This window comes from Geodermatophilus sp. DSM 44513 (assembly GCF_032460525.1).
Lineage (GTDB): Bacteria > Actinomycetota > Actinomycetes > Mycobacteriales > Geodermatophilaceae > Geodermatophilus.
The window spans coordinates 4,269,430-4,287,774 of record NZ_CP135963.1; the positions used below are offsets into that span (position 1 = coordinate 4,269,430).

Below are 18,345 nucleotides of genomic sequence, written 5' to 3' on the forward strand. Positions count from 1 at the left end.
ACACCTCTCGGCTCCACCCACCACCGCACCGCCCAGCCCCCTCGCGGGGGCCCGGACCGGCCCCGGCCCCGGGTTGACCACCGGTGACCGAGCGCACTACTTTCCAGTGATCAGACGGGCTGTTCCGCGATGTGGAAATGACCATAGCGTCGCCGGCCGATCCCGGGAACAGGTCGACGCCCCCGCTGAGCGACCCCAGGGAGAGCGATGAGGAGCACCGCCGGCCTGGGCCCTCCCGCGGTGGTGCCGCCTCCTCCGGTCGGTGGGACGATGCGCGGACACCGTCCCCCGGGTCGGCCGCGGCCGACGAGCACCTCGACTCCCTGACCCTGCCCGCGTACGAGCGCACGCCGTGAGGACACCATGACGACCCTCGCCGAGAACCCCCTCGCCGGACCGGCCACCGCCGAGCGCACGACCGCGCTCGCCGGCCGGCTGCGCGCCGCCGTCGGCACCGAGCGGGTGCTCACCGACCGCGCGCAGGTGCGCACCTACGAGTGCGACGGCCTGGCCAACTTCAAGGTCACCCCGGCCGTCGTGGTGCTCGCGGAGAGCCGCCAGCACGTGGTCGACACGGTGCGGCTGTGCTCGGAGGCCGGCGTGCCGTTCGTGGCGCGCGGCTCGGGCACCGGGCTGTCCGGCGGTGCGCTCCCCCGGGCCGACGGCGTCCTGCTCGTGCTGTCCCGGCTGCGCTCGCTGGGCCCGGTCGACGCGGACAACCGGCAGGTCACCGTCGAGCCCGGCGTCATCAACCTGTGGGTCACCCGCGACGCCGCGCCGCACGACCTGGCCTACGCCCCGGACCCGTCGTCCCAGCTGGTCTGCTCGATCGGCGGCAACGTGGCCGAGAACGCCGGCGGCGCGCACTGCCTGAAGTACGGCTTCACGGTCAACCACGTGCTGGGTGCGGAGGTGGTGCTGCCCGACGGCGAGGTCGTGCACCTGGGCGGCCGCGCCCCCGAGCACCCCGGCTACGACCTGCTGGGGGCCTTCATCGGCAGCGAGGGCACCCTCGGCGTGGCCACCGAGCTGACCCTGCGGCTGGTCCGGGTGCCCGAGGAGGTGCAGACCATGCTGGTGGGCTACCGCTCGGTCGAGGACGCCGCCGGCACCGTCAGCGACATCATCGGCGCCGGCATCCTGCCCGCCGCCGTCGAGATGATGGACTCCCTGGCCATCGAGGCGGCCGAGGCCGCGGTCAGCTGCGGCTACCCGGAGGGGGCGGTCGCCGTGCTGGTCATCGAGCTCGACGGCCCGCGGGTGGAGGTCGAGGCGCAGTTCAAGCAGGTCGAGGAGATCGCGCAGCGGCGCAACGCCTTCGAGGTCCGCATCGCCGCCGACGCCGCCGAGCGGGCGCTGATGTGGAAGGGCCGCAAGTCCGCGTTCGCCGCGGTCGGCCGGATCAGCCCCAGCTACTTCGTGCAGGACGGCGTCATCCCGCGCACCAAGCTGCCCGAGGTGCTGGCCGAGATGAAGCGCATGGCCGACGCGAAGGGCCTGCGGGTGGCCAACGTGTTCCACGCCGGCGACGGCAACCTGCACCCGCTGGTGCTCTTCGACGACGCGGTCGAGGGCCAGGCCCACGAGGCCGAGGAGCTGGCCGGGGACATCCTCGAGCTGTGCATCACCTCCGGCGGCTCCATCACCGGCGAGCACGGGGTGGGCCAGGAGAAGCGCATGAAGATGGGCAAGCAGTTCACGCCCGAGGACCTCGACACCATGCAGCTGGTGCGCTGCGCCTTCGACCCCGACGGCATCGCCAACCCGGGCAAGGTCTTCCCGACCCCGCGGCTGTGCGGCGAGCGGCCCGGCGTCCGGAAGGGCGAGCACCCGGTGCAGGCGGCCGGCCTGGGCGAGGTCTTCTGATGACGACCGCCACCCGGACCCGCCGCCCGGGAGGTGCCGACGACGCCGTCGGCGGCGTGGTGCCGGGCGAGGTGGTCCGGCCGGACAGCACCGAGCAGGTCGCCGAGGTGCTGCGGGCCGCGGCGGCCGACCGGCGCACCGTCGTCCCGGTCGGCGGGCGCACCAAGACGACGTGGGCCGCCCCGCCGAGCTCGGCGGACCTGCTGCTGGACCTCACCGGTCTGGACCGGGTCGTGGAGCACGTGGCCGGTGACCTGACCGTCGTGGCCGAGGCCGGGGTCCGGCTGGCCGACCTGCAGGCCTCGGTCGGGCAGGCCGGTCAGCTGCTCGGCCTGGACCCGCCCGAGGACGGCGCCACGCTGGGCGGGGTGGTCTCGGCCAACGCGTCCGGGCCGCGCCGACTGCGGTACGGCACCACCCGCGACCTGCTGATCGGCATCACCGTCGTCCTGGCCGACGGCACCGTGGCGCACGCCGGCGGCAAGGTCGTCAAGAACGTCGCCGGCTACGACCTGGGCAAGCTGTTCACCGGGGCGCACGGCACGCTCGGCGTGGTGGTCTCCACGACCTGGCGGCTGCACCCGGTGCCGCCCGCGCGCCGGGTGGTCACCCTGGAGCTGCCCGACGTCGCGGCCGCGGGGTCCCTGTCGATCGCACTGGCCCGCTCGACGCTCACCCCGACCGCCGTGGAGCTGATCGGCACGGCCGGCGGCCCCGGGCGGCTGGTCGTGCTGTTCGAGTCGATCGCGGAGTCGGTGAGCGACCAGGCGCGCTCGGCCGTCGCCCTGCTCGGCGGCGGCACGGAGTCCGAGGACCTGCCGGACGGGTTCGGCCGGCGTCCCGGCGGCGCCGACGACGTGCTGCTGCGGCTGGCCTTCGCGCCGGCGTCGCTGGCCCAGGTGCTGGGCGCCCTGCCCGCCGGCGCGGCCGTGTCCGCGCACGCCGGCACGGGGGTCTGCTCCGTCGCCGTCCCCGCCGGGGACGCCGCGGCCGTGCTCCCGGGGCTGCGCGCCGCCCTGGCGCCGCACGACGGGACGGCGGTGGTGCAGCGTGCGCCGGACGCCGTCCGCGACCGGCTGGACCACTGGGGTCCGGTCGGCGACGCGCTGGACCTGATGCGGCGGGTCAAGGACAGGTTCGACCCCGAGCGGCGGATGTCGCCGGGCCGGTTCGTCGGGGGCTTCTAGATGACGGGGTGTTGTAGATGACCGAGATCACGCCGGGCAGCCACGGCCGGGGCGACGCCCCGCCGCCCGGGTCGCCGGGGGCCTCCGCCGGCACCAACCCGGTGCGCGACTCGGGTGCCGACCTGCCCGACGGCGCCCCGACCGGGGCCCTGCGGGCGGCCGACGAGGCGCCGGCCGCCGCCATAGGAGCGCGCCGCCCGCTCGACCTGGGTCAGGACATCGAGCTGCCGTCGGGCACCGGCGCCGCCACGGTGGGCACCCAGACGCTGCTCGGCCTGCCCGGCACCCGCCAGGCGGTGACGCCGGCGTTCGACGAGCACCACCCGCCGGACGCCGCGCTGATCGGCGACTGCGTGCACTGCGGGTTCTGCCTGCCCACCTGCCCCACCTACGTGCTGTGGGGCGAGGAGATGGACAGCCCCCGCGGGCGCATCTACCTGATGAAGGAGGCGCTGGAGGGCGAGCCGCTCGACGACTCGATGGTGCGGCACTTCGACCAGTGCCTGGGCTGCATGGCCTGCGTCACCGCCTGCCCCTCCGGGGTCCAGTACGACAAGCTGATCGAGGCGACCCGCCCGCAGATCGAGCGGCGGTACGAGCGGTCGCGGGCGGAGAAGCTCTACCGCGACCTCATCTACAACCTGTTCCCCTACCCGAAGCGGCTGCGCGCGCTGCGCGGGCCGCTGCGCGCCTACCAGGCCAGCCGGCTGGGCACCCTGCTCACCCGCTCGGGCCTGATGGGGAAGATGCCGGCGCCGCTGCAGGCGATGGAGTCCCTGGCCCCCAAGCTGGGCCCGGTCGAGCGCGTCCCGGAGCGGACGCCGGCGGTCGGGCAGCGCCGGGCGGTCGTCGGCCTGCTGGCCGGCTGCGTGCAGGGGACGTTCTTCCCCGACGTCAACGCCGCCACCGCCCGCGTGCTGGCCGCCGAGGGCTGCGACGTCATCGCCCCGCGGCGGCAGGGCTGCTGCGGGGCGCTGCCCGGCCACGGCGGCCGCGAGGAGCAGGCGCTGGGGTTCGCCAAGCAGACCATCGAGACCTTCGAGCAGGCCGGTGTGGACTACGTGGTCGTCAACGCGGCGGGCTGCGGCTCCAACATCAAGGAGTACGGCCACCAGCTGCGCGACGAGCCGGAGTGGGCGCAGCGCGCCGAGGCCCTGGCCCGCAGGTCCCGGGACATCACCGAGTTCATCACCGAGATCGGCCCGGTCGCCCAGCGGCACCCGCTGCCCATGACCGTGGCCTACCAGGACGCCTGCCACCTGGCGCACGCCCAGGGCATCCGGGAGCAACCGCGGCAGCTGCTGCGCGGCATCCCCGGTGTCGAGATCAAGGCGATCGCCGAGGCGGAGCTGTGCTGCGGCAGCGCGGGCACCTACAACATGCTGCAGCCCGAACCCGCGCGGGAGCTGGGTGAGCGCAAGGCCGCCGCCGTCCTCGCCACCGGGGCGGAGCTCATGGTGACCGCCAACCCCGGCTGCTGGATGCAGGTGGCGACGACGCTGGCCCGGATGGGCGAGCGGATGCCGGTCGCCCACACCGTCCAGGTGCTGGACGCCTCGATCCGCGGGGTGCCCGTCGAGGAACTGCTCGAGCGGGCGCTCAACGGCCCTGGCACCGCCCTGCCCCGGCCCCCCGCGGCCGCCGACCGCTGAGAGGCGGCCCCGCGCAGCGGGGTCGCCCCGACAGACCCGCACCGCCGCACCACCCCCACCCCGTCACGCGCCCTCACCGCCGAGGGAAGGAGCTCCGTTGTTCGAGCAGGTCGTCGACCCCGTCGGGGGGTCACTCGCACTGAGTGCACTGGTGGCAGCGATCCCGCTGCTCACCCTGTTCGTGCTCCTCGGCGCGCTGAAGCTCAAGGCGTGGCTGGCCGGGGTCATCTCGCTGGCCGTCGCGGTCGTGCTGGCCATCGTCGCGTTCCGGATGCCGGTCGGGCAGACGCTGCTGTCGGCGTCCGAGGGCGCCGCGTTCGGCTTCTTCCCGATCCTGTGGGTCGTCATCAACGCGATCTGGGTCTACAACCTCACCGTCGCCACCGGCCACTTCGACGTGCTGCGCCGCTCCTTCGAGAAGGTCAGCCCCGACCAGCGGATCCAGGCGATCATCATCGCCTTCTGCTTCGGCGCCCTCCTGGAGGCGCTGGCCGGCTTCGGGACGCCGGTCGCGATCAGCGTCGTCATGCTCATGGCGCTGGGCTTCCAGCCGCTCAAGGCCGCGGTCGTCGCGCTGATCGCCAACACCGCGCCGGTCGCCTTCGGCGCGCTGGCCACGCCGATCATCACGCTGGCCACGGTCACCTCCGGCGTCAGCGACGACGCCCGGCTCACCGTCGACACCCTGGGTGCCATGGCCGGCCGGCAGACGCCGATCCTGGCCGCGTTCGTCCCGCTGGTGCTGGTCTACGTCGTCGACGGCAAGCGCGGGCTGCGGGACACCTGGCGCGAGGCGCTGGTCGGCGGCGTCTCGTTCGGCATCGCCCAGTTCGTCGCGGCCAACTACATCTCGGTGCCGCTGACCGACATCATCGCCGCGCTGGTGGCGGCCGCCGCGGTCGTCGCGGTGGTCCGGATGCGCACGGCCGCCTACGAGCCGGTCACCGCGGCCATGGTCGGCGGCGGTGCCGGCGGCACGGCCGCGGCCGGCAGCGGCGGCTCGGGCGCACGGGGCGGGGTCGGCGCGACCGCCGGCGAGCAGCTCGGTGACGCCCCGGGCGACCAGGCGCCGCGCGACCCGCACGCGCCGGCCACCGGCGCGGGCGACGTGCCCGTCCTGGCCGACACCCGGGCCGAGGTGGTCAAGGCCTACGCCCCCTACGGGATCATCATCGCGATCTTCTCGCTGGCCAACCTGGGTCCGATCAAGAGCGCGCTGGCCCAGCCGCCGTTCACGACGTCCTTCGCCTGGCCGGGGCTGAACGTCTTCGCGGCCGGGTCGGACACGGAGCTCGCGTCGACGACGTACAACTTCAACTGGTTCCCCGCCGCCGGCACCCTGATGATCTTCGCCGGACTGCTCACCATGCTGGCGCTGCGGGTCTCCCCGGCCCGGGGGCTCAAGGCCTACATCGACACCTACCGCGAGCTGAAGTGGGCCATCCTCACCGTGATGGCGGTGCTCGCCCTGGCCTACGTGCTCAACCAGTCGGGCATGACCAGCCACCTCGGCCGGATCCTCGCCGAGACCGGCGGCTTCTTCGCCTTCCTGTCGCCCATCCTGGGCTGGATCGGCGTCGCGGTGACCGGCTCGGACACCTCGGCCAACGCGCTGTTCGGCGCCCTGCAGGTGCAGGCGGCGACCAACGCCGGCCTGGACCCGGTGCTGCTCGCCGCGGCCAACTCCTCCGGCGGCGTCATGGGCAAGATGGTCAGCCCGCAGAACCTGGCCATCGCCGCCGCCGCGGTCGGCATGGCCGGCCGGGAGGGCGAGCTGTTCCGCAAGGTGTTCGGCTGGAGCATCCTGCTGCTGCTGCTCATGTGCCTGATCGTGGTGCTGCAGGCCACGCCGGTGCTCGGCTGGATGGTCCCGGCCCCCGTGGGCGGGTAGCAGGACAGCAGCGCACGACGGCGCCCCCGTACCCGGCCGGGTACGGGGGCGCCCAGAAGGACCACCTCGCCCCCCGCCACTCGCACGCTCGCGGCGGGACCCTGCGAGGCGGCCGAAGACCGGGTCAGCGGTCCTCCTCCTCGGCCTCGCGGGCCTCGGCCTCACCGAGCCGGTTCAGCCGGGCCAGCAGCTCGCCCAGCGTGGCGACGTCCTCGGCCGGCCAGCCGGCGAGGTCGGCCTCCCAGCGGGCCCGGCGGGCGTCCCGGATGCGGGCCAGCCGAGCCGCGCCCTCCGGTGAGGTGCGCAGCACCTGGGCGCGCCCGTCGGCCGGGTCGGCCTCGCGGGACACCAGACCCAGGCCGGCCAGCGAGGACACCTGGCGGCTGACCGTGCTCTTGTCCAGCCCCAGCCGGGCCACCAGGTCGCTGGCGCGCAGCGGGCCGGTGTCCTGCAGCAGGGCCAGCAGGCCGTAGCCGGCGCCGTCCAGGTCCGGGTGCACCTCGCGGGACAGCCGGGCGGAGATGGCGCGCGAGCGGCGCAGCAGCAGGCCGATCTCCCGCTCCACGCGGACGAAGGCCTCGTGCGGGTCCACCGGCGTCACCGGTCGTCCCGGGGCCGCCAGACGACGAGGGCGGACGTGGCGGGTCGCAGTGGCACGAGAGCGCCGGTGGACAGGACGCCCGGGGCGCAGCCGTCGCCCCGGTAGCCGGCCTGCACGGCGGTCTCCGCGGCGATCACCCGCCGCTCGGCGATCTCCAGCTCCTCGATCAGCTCCTGCACCCGCTGCTGCAGCGCCTCGACCTGCGACTCCAGGTCGATGATCCGCTTGATGCCGGCCAGGTTGACGCCGTCCTCCTGGGACAGCCGCTGCACCTCGCGGAGCAGCGCGACGTCGCGCGGGCTGTACCGGCGGCCCCCGCCGCGGGTGCGGCCCGGGCTGACCAACCCCAGCCGGTCGTACTGGCGCAGCGTCTGGGCGTGCATGCCGGCCAGCTCCGCGGCGACGGAGATGACGAACACCGGCGCGTCCTCGGCCACGGCGCGGCCGGCGTCGGCCTGCTCGCGGCCCGGGACGCTCACCGGGTGCCGCCCTGCTGCTGGACGGCCGCGGTGATCCGCGGCCGCGGGTCGCCGAGCTCGGCCTCGAGCACCTTGACGGCCTCCTCCGCGGCGGGCGTGAGCCGCTTGGGCACCGCCACCTCCACGGTGACCAGCAGGTCGCCGGCCCGGCCCTTGCCGGGGACGCCGCGCCCGCGGACCCGCAGCGTCTGCCCGCTCGCCGTCCCCGGGGGCACCTTCAGCGTCACGCCGCCGTCCAGCGTGGGCACGGTGAGCGTCGCCCCGAGCGTGGCCTCGGCGAAGGTGATCGGCACGGTCAGCGTCAGGTCCTCGCCCTTGCGCCCGAACAGCTCGTGGCCGGACACGTGCACGACGACGAACAGGTCACCGGCGGGGCCGCCGCGCCGTCCGGGCGCGCCCTTGCCGGCCAGCCGGATGCGCTGGCCGTCCTTGACCCCGGCTGGGATGCGCACGGTGATCGTGCGGGTCTGGTTGGTCACGCCGTTGCCCGAGCAGGTCGGGCACGGGTCGTCGACCACCTGACCGGTGCCGCGACAGTTGCGGCAGGGCTCGGAGAACGCGAAGGCCCCCTGGCTGCGGCTGGTCACGCCGGCGCCCTGGCACACCGGGCAGGCGTGCGGGCTGGTGCCCGGGCGGGCCCCGGAGCCGGCGCAGGTCGGGCAGGTACCGGGGCTCTGCATCCGCAGCGGCACGGTCACCCCGAGGACGGACTCCTCGAACGACAACGTCGCCTCGGTCTCGACGTCCTGGCCGCGGGCCGGGCCGGACGCCGCCTGGCTGCGTGCCCGCGCCGAGCCGGCACCGGCCCCGCCGCCCCCGAAGAGGCCGCCGAACAGGTCGCCGAGCCCGCCGGCGCCGCCGGCACGGGCCCCGCCGCCCGCGGCGCCGAACAGGTCGCCGAGGTCGAACGGCTGCCCGCCGCCGGCCCCACCGGGGAAACCGCCCGGGAAGCCGGCCCGCGCGCCCGCCCCGCCAGCCCCGAACAGCCGGCGGGCCTCGTCGTACTCGGCCCGCCGCTTGGGGTCCGACAGCACGTCGTAGGCCTCGGAGACCTCCTTGAACCGGGCCTCGGCGTCCGCGTTGCCCGGGTTCTTGTCCGGGTGCAGGTCGCGGGCCAGCTGGCGGTAGGCCTTCTTGACGGCCGCCGCGTCGGCGTTCTGGGGGACGCCCAGCGCGGCGTAGTAGTCCTTCTCGATGAAGTCCCGGGTGCTCATCGGGCGCCTCCCTCCCGGCTCAGTCCGACGTCGGGCCGGACGTCGGCTCCCCGCCCGGCTGCACGCCGGCGGTCCCGTCGGCGGGCGCGGCGGCCACCGGTCCCTCGGGCTCGGTGACCGCGACCATCGCCGTCCGCAGCACGCGGTCCCCGCGGCGGAAACCCTGCCGCAGCACCGTGGTCGCGGTCGGGACGTCGACGTCGGCGGACGTGTCGTGCATGACCGCCTCGTGCAGCGCCGGGTCGAACGGGTCGCCGGCGACGCCGAACGCCGTCACGCCCAGGCCGTCGAGCAGCCCGAGCACCCGGTCGGCGACCACCTTGAAGGCGCCGGTCAGGTCCCCGTGGTCGCGGGCCCGCTCGATGTCGTCGACGAGCGGGAACAGCTGGGTGGCGAACCGCTCGGCGGCCTGGTCGACCACCAGCTGGCGGTCCCGGTCCACCCGGCGGCGGTAGTTGGCGTACTCGGCGGTGACCCGCTGGAGGTCCTCCGTCCGCTCCGCCAGCTGTCGTGACAGGTCGTCGTCCACCACCGTCGGCTGCGTGCCGTCGGGGGCCTGCTGCTCGCTCATCTGCTCCTCTGAAGGGTCCACGCCCGGGCGGGCGCCGGCCGGTGCGTTCCCGGCCGGCACCCGCACGGTGCCGCTGATCGGGTCGATGCGCCGCTTGTCGCGGATGACGACCCGCGGCTGCTCTTCCCGCTCGCTCATCGGCGGTCGGCGCCCTGGTCCGGGCCCTCGTCGACGATCTCGGCGTCGACCACGTCGTCGTCCGCCGCGGTCGCACCGGTGGCACCACCGGTCGCCCCGCCGGGCGTGCCCGCGTCACCGGCACCCGCCTCGGCCTGCTGGGCGTAGAGGGCCCCGCCGACCTCCTGGGAGACCCGGGCGACCTTCTCCTGGGCCGCCTTGATCGCGGCGAAGTCCGAGCCGCCGAGGGCCGAGCGCAGCTCGGTCAGCGCCTCGCCGAGCTCCTCCTTCTTCTCGGCCGGGATCTTGTCGCCGTTCTCGGCCAGGAACTTCTCGGTCTGGTACTGCAGCGACTCGGCCAGGTTGCGGGTCTCGGCCTCCTCGCGGCGGCGCTTGTCGTCCTCGGCGTGCGCCTCGGCGTCCTTCATCATCCGCTCGATGTCGTCCTTGGGCAGGGCCGAGCCGCCGGTGATGGTCATCGACTGCTCCTTGCCCGTGCCGAGGTCCTTGGCCGACACGTGCACGATGCCGTTGGCGTCGATGTCGAAGGCGACCTCGATCTGCGGGACGCCGCGCGGCGCCGGGGGCAGGCCGGTCAGCTCGAACATGCCGAGCTTCTTGTTGTACATCGCCATCTCGCGCTCACCCTGGAACACCTGGATCTGCACGCTCGGCTGGTTGTCGTCGGCCGTCGTGAAGATCTCCGAGCGCTTGGTCGGGATCGTGGTGTTGCGCTCGATGAGCTTGGTCATGATGCCGCCCTTGGTCTCGATGCCCAGGGACAGCGGGGTGACGTCGAGCAGCAGGACGTCCTTGACCTCACCGCGCAGGACGCCGGCCTGCAGGGCGGCGCCGATGGCGACGACCTCGTCGGGGTTGACGCCCTTGTTGGGCTCCTTGCCGCCGGTGAGCTCGCGCACCAGGTCGGTGACGGCCGGCATGCGGGTCGAGCCACCCACCAGGACGACGTGGTCGATCTGGCCGACGGAGACGCCGGCGTCCCGGATGGCCTGGTTGAACGGCGCGCGGGTGCGGTCGAGCAGGTCCTGGGTCATCCGCTGGAACTCCGCGCGGGTGATCGTGACGTCCAGGTGCAGCGGGCCGTCGGCACCGGCGGTGATGTAGGGCAGGTTCACGTTGGTCGACTGCGCGCCGGACAGCTCGATCTTGGCCTTCTCGGCGGCCTCGCGCAGCCGCTGCATGGCCAGCTTGTCCTTGGACAGGTCGATGCCGTTGGAGACGTTGAAGGTGCGGACCAGGTGGTCGACGACCTTCTGGTCCCAGTCGTCGCCGCCGAGGTGGTTGTCACCGGCGGTGGCCTTGACCTCGATGACGCCCTCGCCGATCTCCAGCAGGGAGACGTCGAAGGTGCCGCCGCCGAGGTCGAACACGAGGATCGTCTGCTCGGTCTCGCCCTTGTCCAGGCCGTAGGCCAGCGCGGCCGCGGTCGGCTCGTTGACGATGCGCAGGACGTTGAGGCCCGCGATCTCACCGGCCTCCTTGGTGGCCTGGCGCTGGGCGTCCTCGAAGTAGGCGGGGACGGTGATGACCGCGTCGGTCACCGGCTCACCCAGGTAGGTCTCGGCGTCCCGCTTGAGCTTCTGCAGGATGCGCGCGCTGATCTCCTGCGGCGTGTAGCGCTTGCCGTCGATCTCCTCGGTCTTCCAGTCGGTGCCCATGTGCCGCTTGACCGACCGGATGGTCCGGTCGACGTTGGTCACGGCCTGGTTCTTGGCCGACTGGCCGACGAGGACCTCGCCGTTCTTGGCGAACGCGACGACCGACGGGGTGGTGCGCGAGCCTTCGGAGTTCGCGATGACCGTCGGCTCGCCGCCCTCCAGGACGGTGACGACGGAGTTGGTGGTGCCGAGGTCGATTCCGACCGCTCGAGCCATGGAGCTTGGCCTCTCTTGTCGTGTGTGCTGGTGGTCGTGCTGGTCCGGAGGGAGCCGGTGGACGCCTTGCGCGGGGTCCACTCAACTTTCCTGCCCACCCTAACGGCACCCGTCCCGGCCGTGTTCCCCGGTGTGGTCGCGTGCGTCGGGACCACTGCCGGCGCGTGGCCGTCCTCGTCGCGTGGTGCCCGACCTCGCGCTGCAGGGCGAGGTCGGGCCCCACGCGGTGGGGGTCGTGGACGACGATCCGCGCTGTCCACAGATGGGCGGCCAGCCCTCACGTGCCCGGCCGGGCACGTGAGACTCGGCACGTGCACCCGATCCTGCGAGCGGCGGCCGACCGTCAGTGGGGGCTGTTCACCGCCGTCGACGCCCGGCGTGCGGGCTACGGCCACGACGAGGTCCGCACCCTCCGCGCCACCGGCGCCTGGGTGCGCCTCCGTCGCGGGGTCTACACGACGGCCGACCGCCTCGCGGAGCTGGACGGTCGGCGGCACGGCGCGGACTGCCTGGCCGCCCTGCTCTCCCTCGACCGGCCGGACACGGTCATCAGCCACGGATCGGCGGCCCGGCTCCTCGGCGCGACGGTCAGCGACCGGCTGGACGGCACCGTCCGGCTGACCGATCCGCTCCAGTGGCGCTCAGGACGAGGTCTCCGGATGGCCTGCGCGCCCCTGAGCACCGGCGAGGTGGTCCGGCGCGGCCCGTTCCGGCTCACCTCCATGGCCCGATCCCTCGTCGACTGCGCCCGCGAGTGGCCACTCGAGGACGCCGTCATCGCCATGGACTCCGCCCTGCTCGTCGAGTCGACGACGCCCGGCGAGTTGACGCGCATCGCAGCAGCACAGCAGTCCTGGCGCGGGGTCGCCGCGGCCCGACGCGCCATCCGACTGGCCGACGGGCGGGCGGAGTCGCCGCTGGAGACCCGGGGCCGGCTGCGGATGGTCGGCGTCGGACTACCCACGCCAGGACTACAGGTCGAGATCCACGCGGAGGGCCGGCTGATCGCCGTGGTCGACGCGTGGTTCGACGGCGCGGCGGTGGCAGTCGAGTTCGACGGGAAGGTCAAGTACACGGACCCCTGGCGAGGACGCACACCCGAGCGCGTGCTGTGGAACGAGAAGCGGCGCGAGGACGAGCTGCGCTCGCTCGACATCCGGGTCGTGCGCGTGGCCGACGAGGACATCGGTGCCACCTGGCCGCGGATCGAACGACGGCTCCGCGAGTTGCTCGCCGTCCCCGGCCCGACGCGCCGGCGCTTCACGACCACCCCGAGGGCGCGTGGCCGACGCCGCTCAGCCTGAGCCGACCCTCGCTCCGTGGTGCCGGACCTCGCGCTGCAGGGCGAGGTCGGGCACCACCCGACGAGTGCGGGCCCGTGCGGACGGCGGGACAGAGCAGTCCCACCGCGGACGGCGGCCGGGAGGGGTTACCGGCGAGTAGCCTGTGCGGCCGGCAGCTATCGTCCGACGCGTGCGCGCGCACGGTCGGCCCGACGGTGCTGCGCCCGCCCGCCGTCGTGGCGGGTGGGGGATCGACCGACGCCACGCCGGCGTCCGGGAGGGAACGTCATGACCGGCCCGCTGCAGGTCGTCCTCGGGACGATCAGCCTCCTCCTCCTCGTCGTGGCCGTCGTGATGGCCTACCGGGCCGTGCGCGCCATGGTCCGCATCATCCGGACCGGCCAGCCCGACGACACCCGCACCGGCCCGGTCGGCCCGCGGCTGAAGACGCTGGCGGTGGAGTCCCTCGGACACACCCGGATGCTCAAGTGGTCGGCCATCGGCGTCGCCCACTGGTTCGTCTTCATCGGCTTCTACGGCCTGTTCCTCACCCTGGTCGAGGCCTTCGGCGAGGTCTTCGACCCGTCGTTCTCCCTGCCCCTGATCGGCGAGTGGGGGCTGTGGAACCTCTTCGCCGACGTCATCGGCGCCGGCACGGTCCTCGGCATCCTGTACCTGATCTACCGGCGGCAGCGGGACCACCCGCGCCGGCAGGGCCGGGCCAGCCGCTTCGCCGGCTCCAACGAGGGCCGCGGCTACTTCGTCGAGGCCGTCGTCCTGACCGTCGGCGTGTGCATCCTGCTGATCCGCGGGCTGAAGGTCTCCTCCGGCCTCACCGACGCCCCGTCCTGGTCGCACCCGGTCTCCGGGCTGCTGGCCACCGTGCTGCCCGACAGCCCCGACCTGCTCAGCGTCGTCGCCTTCGTCAAGATCGTCGTCTCGCTGGCCTGGCTGGTCGTGGTGTCCCGGGTGCTCAACATGGGCGTCGCGTGGCACCGGTTCAGCGCCTTCTTCAACATCTACTTCAAGCGCGAGTCCGGCGGCGGCCAGGCACTGGGCCCGCTGCAGCCGATGACCTCCGGCGGGAAGCCGATCGACTTCGAGGACCCCGACGAGGACGCCACCTTCGGTCGCGGCAAGATCGAGGACTTCACCTGGAAGGGGATGCTGGACTTCACCACCTGCACGGAGTGCGGGCGGTGCCAGAGCCAGTGCCCGGCGTGGAACACCGGCAAGCCGCTGAGCCCCAAGATGGTCGTGATGGACCTGCGGGACCACCTCTACGCCAAGGCGCCGTACCTGCTGGGTGCCCAGAAGGCGAGCGAGACCGCGCCGGACTACGACGTCCTCAAGCCCAGCGACGAGCAGGTCTGGACGTCGGGGTACGCCCGCATCGAGGGGACCAACGACGCGCAGGCGCACCGGCCGCTGGTCGGCACCCTGGAGGAGGGCGGGGTCATCGACCCCGACGTGCTGTGGAGCTGCACCAACTGCGGCGCCTGCGTCGAGCAGTGCCCGGTCGACATCGAGCACGTCGACCACATCGAGGACATGCGCCGCTACCAGGTGCTCATCGAGTCGAACTTCCCGTCCGAGGCCGGCGTGATGATGCGCAACCTGGAGAACCGCGGCAACCCGTGGGGCGTGCAGGCCAGCACCCGCGACCAGTGGATCGAGGAGGTGGACTTCGACGTCCGCACGGCCGACGGCCCGCTGGACGCCGAGGTCGAGTACCTGTTCTGGGTGGGCTGCGCCGGGGCCATCGACGACCGCGCCAAGAAGGTCACCAAGGCCGTCGCCGAGCTGCTGCACACCGCCGGCGTGGAGTTCGCCGTCCTCGGCTCCGGGGAGACCTGCTCGGGCGACCCGGCCCGCCGGATGGGCAACGAGTTCGTCTTCCAGATGCTGGCGCAGGAGAACGTGGCCACGCTGGACGGCGTCTTCGAGGGCCGCGGGCCGGGGGCCCGCAGGATCGTCACCACCTGCCCGCACTGCTTCAACTCCCTCGGCCGGGAGTACCCGCAGGTCGGCGGCGACTACGAGGTGGTGCACCACACCCAGCTGCTCAGCCAGCTGGTGGAAGAGGGCCGGCTCACCCCCGTCACCCCGGTCGACCGCAAGGTCACCTACCACGACCCGTGCTTCCTCGGCCGGCACAACAAGGTCTACACGCCCCCGCGGGAGATCCTCGGCGCCGTGCAGGGCCTGTCCACGCAGGAGATGCACCGCTGCAAGGACCGCGGCTTCTGCTGCGGCGCCGGCGGTGCCCGCATGTGGATGGAGGAGAAGATCGGCAAGCGGATCAACGTGGAGCGCACCGAGGAGGCCCTCGGCCTGGACCCCGACGTCATCTCCACCGCGTGCCCGTTCTGCATCACGATGCTGTCCGACGCGCTGACCACCAAGAAGCAGAACGGTGAGGCCGCCGAGCACGTCGAGGTGCTCGACGTGAGCCAGATCCTGCTCCGCTCGATGGTCCCCGCGGGCGTGGCGGCCGGCTCCCCCGGCACCGAGTCCGGGCCCACCCCGGGCACCGAGGGCCCGACCGACCGCGGCACCGCCCCCCAGGGCACCGGCCACGGGGAGGTCCAGGCCGGGCAGTCCGGCCCGGGCGCGGCACCGACGGAGTCCGGCGGCCAGTAGCGGGGCGACGCCGGGAGGGTGTGGGGTACAACGTCCGGGTGCTGCTGCACCTGAGGATCACCGTCCCCCCCGACCGCACCGGCGAGGTCGTGCGGCTGCTCGAGGACTGCCCGGGGACGGCGCACGTCGCCGTCCTCCCCGGGGTCTCCCTCGTGCCCGCGGGGGACCTGGTGATGGCCGACGTGGCCCGCGAGTCCGCCGACGGCCTGGTGCGCGGGCTGCGCGGGATCGGCATCGACGAGGACGGCGCGATCACCCTGGAGGGCATCGACGCCGCGGTCTCGCACGCCGCGCGGCGGGCCGAGGAGCTGGCCCCGGGCGACGGCACCGACGCCGTCATCTGGGAGCAGGTGGTGCGCACGACGGCCGCGGACTCCGCGCTGTCGGTCTCCTACCTGGCCTTCCTGGTCATCGCCACGCTGCTGGCCGGGATCGCCATCGTCGTGGACTCCGCGGTGCTGGTGATCGGGGCGATGGTGCTCGGCCCGGAGTTCGGCCCGCTGGCCGGGCTGGCGGTGGCCGCGGTGCACCGCCGGCCGTCGATCGCCCGCAGCGCTGCGAAGGCCCTGGTGGTCGGGTTCTCGGTGGCGATCCTGGCGACCACGCTGGCCGGGCTGGTCGGCCGCGGGCTGGGCTGGTTCGACGCCTCGGAGCTGTCCGACGACCGCCCGCAGACCGGCTTCATCACCGCCCCCGACCGGTGGTCGCTGATCGTGGCGGTGCTCGCCGGGGTGGCCGGCGTGCTGTCGCTGACCGCGGCCAAGAGCGGCGCGCTGGTCGGCGTCTTCATCTCCGTCACCACGGTGCCCGCCGCCGCGGACATCGGCCTGTCCCTGGCCCTCGAGGGCGGCACCGAGCTGGTGCGCGCCGCGACCCAGCTCGGCATCAACCTGGTCGGGATCCTGCTGGCGGCGACGGTCACCCTCGCCGTGCAGAAGTACCTCTGGCACCGGCTGCCGCGGACCAGCCCGCGGGTCGACGCGGTGGGCCCCCGGCTGCGCCGGTGACGGCCGGCCACCCCGGGCAGGGCCACCGGGCGACCCGCCGCGGCCTGCTCCTCGTCGGCACCGCAATCGTCCTCACCGGGCTGAACCTGCGGACGGCGGTCAACAGCGTCGGGCCCGTGCTGCAGGAGGTGCAGGCCGGGCTCGGCGTCTCCAGCGGCCTGGCCGGGCTGGTGACCAGCCTGCCGGTGCTGTGCTTCGCCGCCATCGGGTTCGCCGGGCCCCCGTTGGCCGCCCGCTACCGCGACGGGCACGTGCTCGCCGGCGCCCTGCTGGCCATGGCCGCGGGCCTGGTGCTGCGCGCGGTGGCCGGGGCGTTCTGGCTGTTCGTCGTCGGCACGGTGCTGGCGATGGTCGGCGGCGCCCTGGGCAACGTGCTGCTGCCCGGCCTGGTCAAGCGCTGGTTCCCCGAGCGCACCGGGCTGCTGGTGGGCGCCTACACGAGCGCGCTCACCGCCGGCGGCACGGTGGCCGCGGTGACCGCCGCTCCCGTCGCCGGGGCCATCGGCGAGGACGGCTGGCGCTGGGCGCTCGGCATGTGGGCGGTCCTGGCCCTGGTGGCCGCGCTGCCGTGGCTCGCCGTCCCGGTCCGGCCCGGCGGGGGCCCGGCGGCGCGGCCCGCCGTCCGGACGTCGTCGCTGGCCCGCAGCCCGCTGGCGCTGGTGTTCGCCTGCTTCTTCGGCTTCCAGGCGCTGCAGGCCTTCGTGCTGGTGGGCTGGCTGCCCTCCTACCTGCGCGACGCCGGGCTGAGCGCCGCGGCGGCCGGCGTGCTGCTCGGCGTCAACCAGCTGCTGGTCATCCCGGTGCACGCGGTGGTGCCCGCGCTGACCGTGCGGCCGCACCTGCAGCGGCCGCTGCTGCTGACCTTCCTCGGCTGCTACACCGTCGGGTGGGTCGGCCTGTGGGTCGCGCCGACCACGGTGCCCTGGCTGTGGATGGCCTTCCTCGCCGTCGGGCTGGGCACCTTCGCCATGGTGCTGGCGCTGCTGGGGCTGCGGGCCCGGACACCGCAGTCCACCGCCGCGCTGGCCACCGCGGTGCAGGGCTGGGGGTACGTCCTGGCCGCGGCCGGTCCGCTGCTGGTCGGCGTCCTGCTCGGCCGCACCGGCTCCTACGCGCCGATGTTCGTCGTCCTGCTGGCCGGGCTGGCCGGCATGCTGGTCACCGGGTGGCAGGTGACCCGCCAGCGGTTCGTGGACGACGAGCTGGCCGGCCCGGTCAGAGCGCCGGACGCCGCGTCTCGGCGCGGGTGAAGTTGCGGAAGGACCGCGAGGGCGTCGGGCCGCGCTGGTCCTGGTAGCGCGAGCCGTAGACCGCCGAGCCGTACGGGTGCTCGGCGGGTGAGGTGAGCCGGAACATGCACAGCTGGCCGATCTTCATGCCCGGCCACAGCGTGATGGGCAGGTTGGCCACGTTGGACAGCTCCAGGGTGATGTGGCCGGAGAAGCCCGGGTCGACGAAGCCCGCGGTGGAGTGGGTGAGCAGTCCGAGACGCCCCAACGAGCTCTTCCCCTCGAGGCGGGCTGCGACGTCGTCGGGGATGGAGACGACCTCCAGGGTGGAGCCGAGCACGAACTCCCCGGGGTGCAGCACGAACGGGTCGTCGCCGTCGGGCTCGACGAGCGTGGTCAGGTCGTCCTGTTGCTGCGCGGGGTCGATGTGGGTGTAGCGGGCGTTGTTGAACACCCGGAAGAAGCGGTCCAGCCGCACGTCGATGCTGGAGGGCTGCACCAGCGCCGCGTCGTAGGGCTCGATGCCCAGCCGGCCCTCGGCGATCGCAGCGGTGATGTCGCGGTCGGACAGCAGCATGCGGCGGAGTGTAGGGACCGCCGTCGCTCACCCCTCCGGGCGAATCCCGCCGGTCAGCCCCTCAACCGGGCGACCGGACGCGCCGATCCCCTCGCGCTGGCCCGTCCCCGGCCGGCACCGGTGGAGTGGAGGG

General features: G+C 74.0%; 14 protein-coding genes. 8 read left to right on the forward strand and 6 right to left on the reverse strand.

What is annotated here, in order from left to right; genetic code table 11:
- Positions 1 to 363: 363 nt before the first annotated feature.
- The 4 genes from RTG05_RS20645 to RTG05_RS20660 all read left to right on the forward strand — a co-directional run bounded on the left by RTG05_RS20645 (position 364) and on the right by RTG05_RS20660 (position 6,596).
- Positions 364 to 1,866 (forward strand): FAD-linked oxidase C-terminal domain-containing protein, encoded by a 1,503-nt coding sequence (locus RTG05_RS20645; protein WP_166526668.1) that lies wholly within the window; start codon positions 364 to 366, stop codon positions 1,864 to 1,866.
- Positions 1,866 to 3,053, forward strand: a complete 1,188-nt coding sequence (locus tag RTG05_RS20650; protein ID WP_166526669.1) for an FAD-binding oxidoreductase — start codon at positions 1,866 to 1,868, stop codon at positions 3,051 to 3,053. The genes RTG05_RS20645 and RTG05_RS20650 overlap by 1 nt, the downstream gene beginning before the upstream one ends.
- A gap of 17 nt (positions 3,054 to 3,070) precedes the next feature.
- Positions 3,071 to 4,705, forward strand: a complete 1,635-nt coding sequence (locus tag RTG05_RS20655; RefSeq protein WP_208104694.1) for a (Fe-S)-binding protein — start codon at positions 3,071 to 3,073, stop codon at positions 4,703 to 4,705.
- Positions 4,706 to 4,802: 97 nt separating this feature from the next.
- Positions 4,803 to 6,596, forward strand: a complete 1,794-nt coding sequence (locus tag RTG05_RS20660) for an L-lactate permease (protein WP_166526670.1) — start codon at positions 4,803 to 4,805, stop codon at positions 6,594 to 6,596.
- A gap of 124 nt (positions 6,597 to 6,720) precedes the next feature.
- Here the strand turns inward: RTG05_RS20660 and RTG05_RS20665 are convergent, their stop codons facing one another.
- Genes RTG05_RS20665 through dnaK form a run of 5 tightly spaced genes read right to left on the reverse strand, consistent with a single transcriptional unit; the run spans position 6,721 to position 11,473 of the window.
- Positions 6,721 to 7,197, reverse strand: coding sequence for a MarR family winged helix-turn-helix transcriptional regulator (locus RTG05_RS20665; RefSeq protein WP_166526671.1), 477 nt, complete (start codon positions 7,195 to 7,197; stop codon positions 6,721 to 6,723).
- Complete coding sequence (locus RTG05_RS20670; protein WP_166526672.1) at positions 7,194 to 7,676, reverse strand: heat shock protein transcriptional repressor HspR; 483 nt, start codon at positions 7,674 to 7,676, stop codon at positions 7,194 to 7,196. The genes RTG05_RS20665 and RTG05_RS20670 overlap by 4 nt, the downstream gene beginning before the upstream one ends.
- A complete protein-coding gene (dnaJ, locus tag RTG05_RS20675; protein ID WP_166526673.1) occupies positions 7,673 to 8,890 on the reverse strand; it encodes a molecular chaperone DnaJ in 1,218 nt (405 codons plus the stop codon). Before dnaJ ends, RTG05_RS20670 begins: the two co-directional genes overlap by 4 nt.
- Positions 8,891 to 8,909: 19 nt before the next feature.
- On the reverse strand, positions 8,910 to 9,599 hold the full coding sequence (gene grpE / locus RTG05_RS20680) for a nucleotide exchange factor GrpE (protein ID WP_166526674.1): 690 nt from the start codon (positions 9,597 to 9,599) through the stop codon (positions 8,910 to 8,912).
- Positions 9,596 to 11,473 carry a molecular chaperone DnaK gene (dnaK, locus tag RTG05_RS20685; protein ID WP_166526675.1) on the reverse strand — a complete coding sequence of 626 codons (1,878 nt, stop codon included), beginning with the start codon at positions 11,471 to 11,473 and terminating at the stop codon, positions 9,596 to 9,598. Before dnaK ends, grpE begins: the two co-directional genes overlap by 4 nt.
- Before the next feature lie 311 nt (positions 11,474 to 11,784).
- On the opposite strand from dnaK, the gene RTG05_RS20690 reads away from it, so the two are divergent.
- The 4 genes from RTG05_RS20690 to RTG05_RS20705 all read left to right on the forward strand — a co-directional run bounded on the left by RTG05_RS20690 (position 11,785) and on the right by RTG05_RS20705 (position 17,656).
- Positions 11,785 to 12,777, forward strand: coding sequence for a type IV toxin-antitoxin system AbiEi family antitoxin domain-containing protein (locus RTG05_RS20690; protein ID WP_166526676.1), 993 nt, complete (start codon positions 11,785 to 11,787; stop codon positions 12,775 to 12,777).
- A gap of 267 nt (positions 12,778 to 13,044) precedes the next feature.
- Complete coding sequence (locus tag RTG05_RS20695; RefSeq protein WP_166526677.1) at positions 13,045 to 15,399, forward strand: (Fe-S)-binding protein; 2,355 nt, start codon at positions 13,045 to 13,047, stop codon at positions 15,397 to 15,399.
- Positions 15,400 to 15,419: 20 nt separating this feature from the next.
- Positions 15,420 to 16,406: a DUF389 domain-containing protein gene (locus RTG05_RS20700; RefSeq protein ID WP_315912100.1), complete on the forward strand. Its 987-nt coding sequence runs from the start codon at positions 15,420 to 15,422 to the stop codon at positions 16,404 to 16,406.
- Entirely contained in the window at positions 16,403 to 17,656 is a 1,254-nt protein-coding gene (locus RTG05_RS20705; protein ID WP_166526678.1) for an MFS transporter, read from the forward strand. Before RTG05_RS20700 ends, RTG05_RS20705 begins: the two co-directional genes overlap by 4 nt.
- Here the strand turns inward: RTG05_RS20705 and dcd are convergent.
- A complete protein-coding gene (dcd, locus tag RTG05_RS20710; RefSeq protein WP_166526679.1) occupies positions 17,622 to 18,212 on the reverse strand; it encodes a dCTP deaminase in 591 nt (196 codons plus the stop codon). The two genes, RTG05_RS20705 and dcd, sit on opposite strands and share 35 nt — an antisense overlap.
- Positions 18,213 to 18,345: the final 133 nt, after the last annotated feature.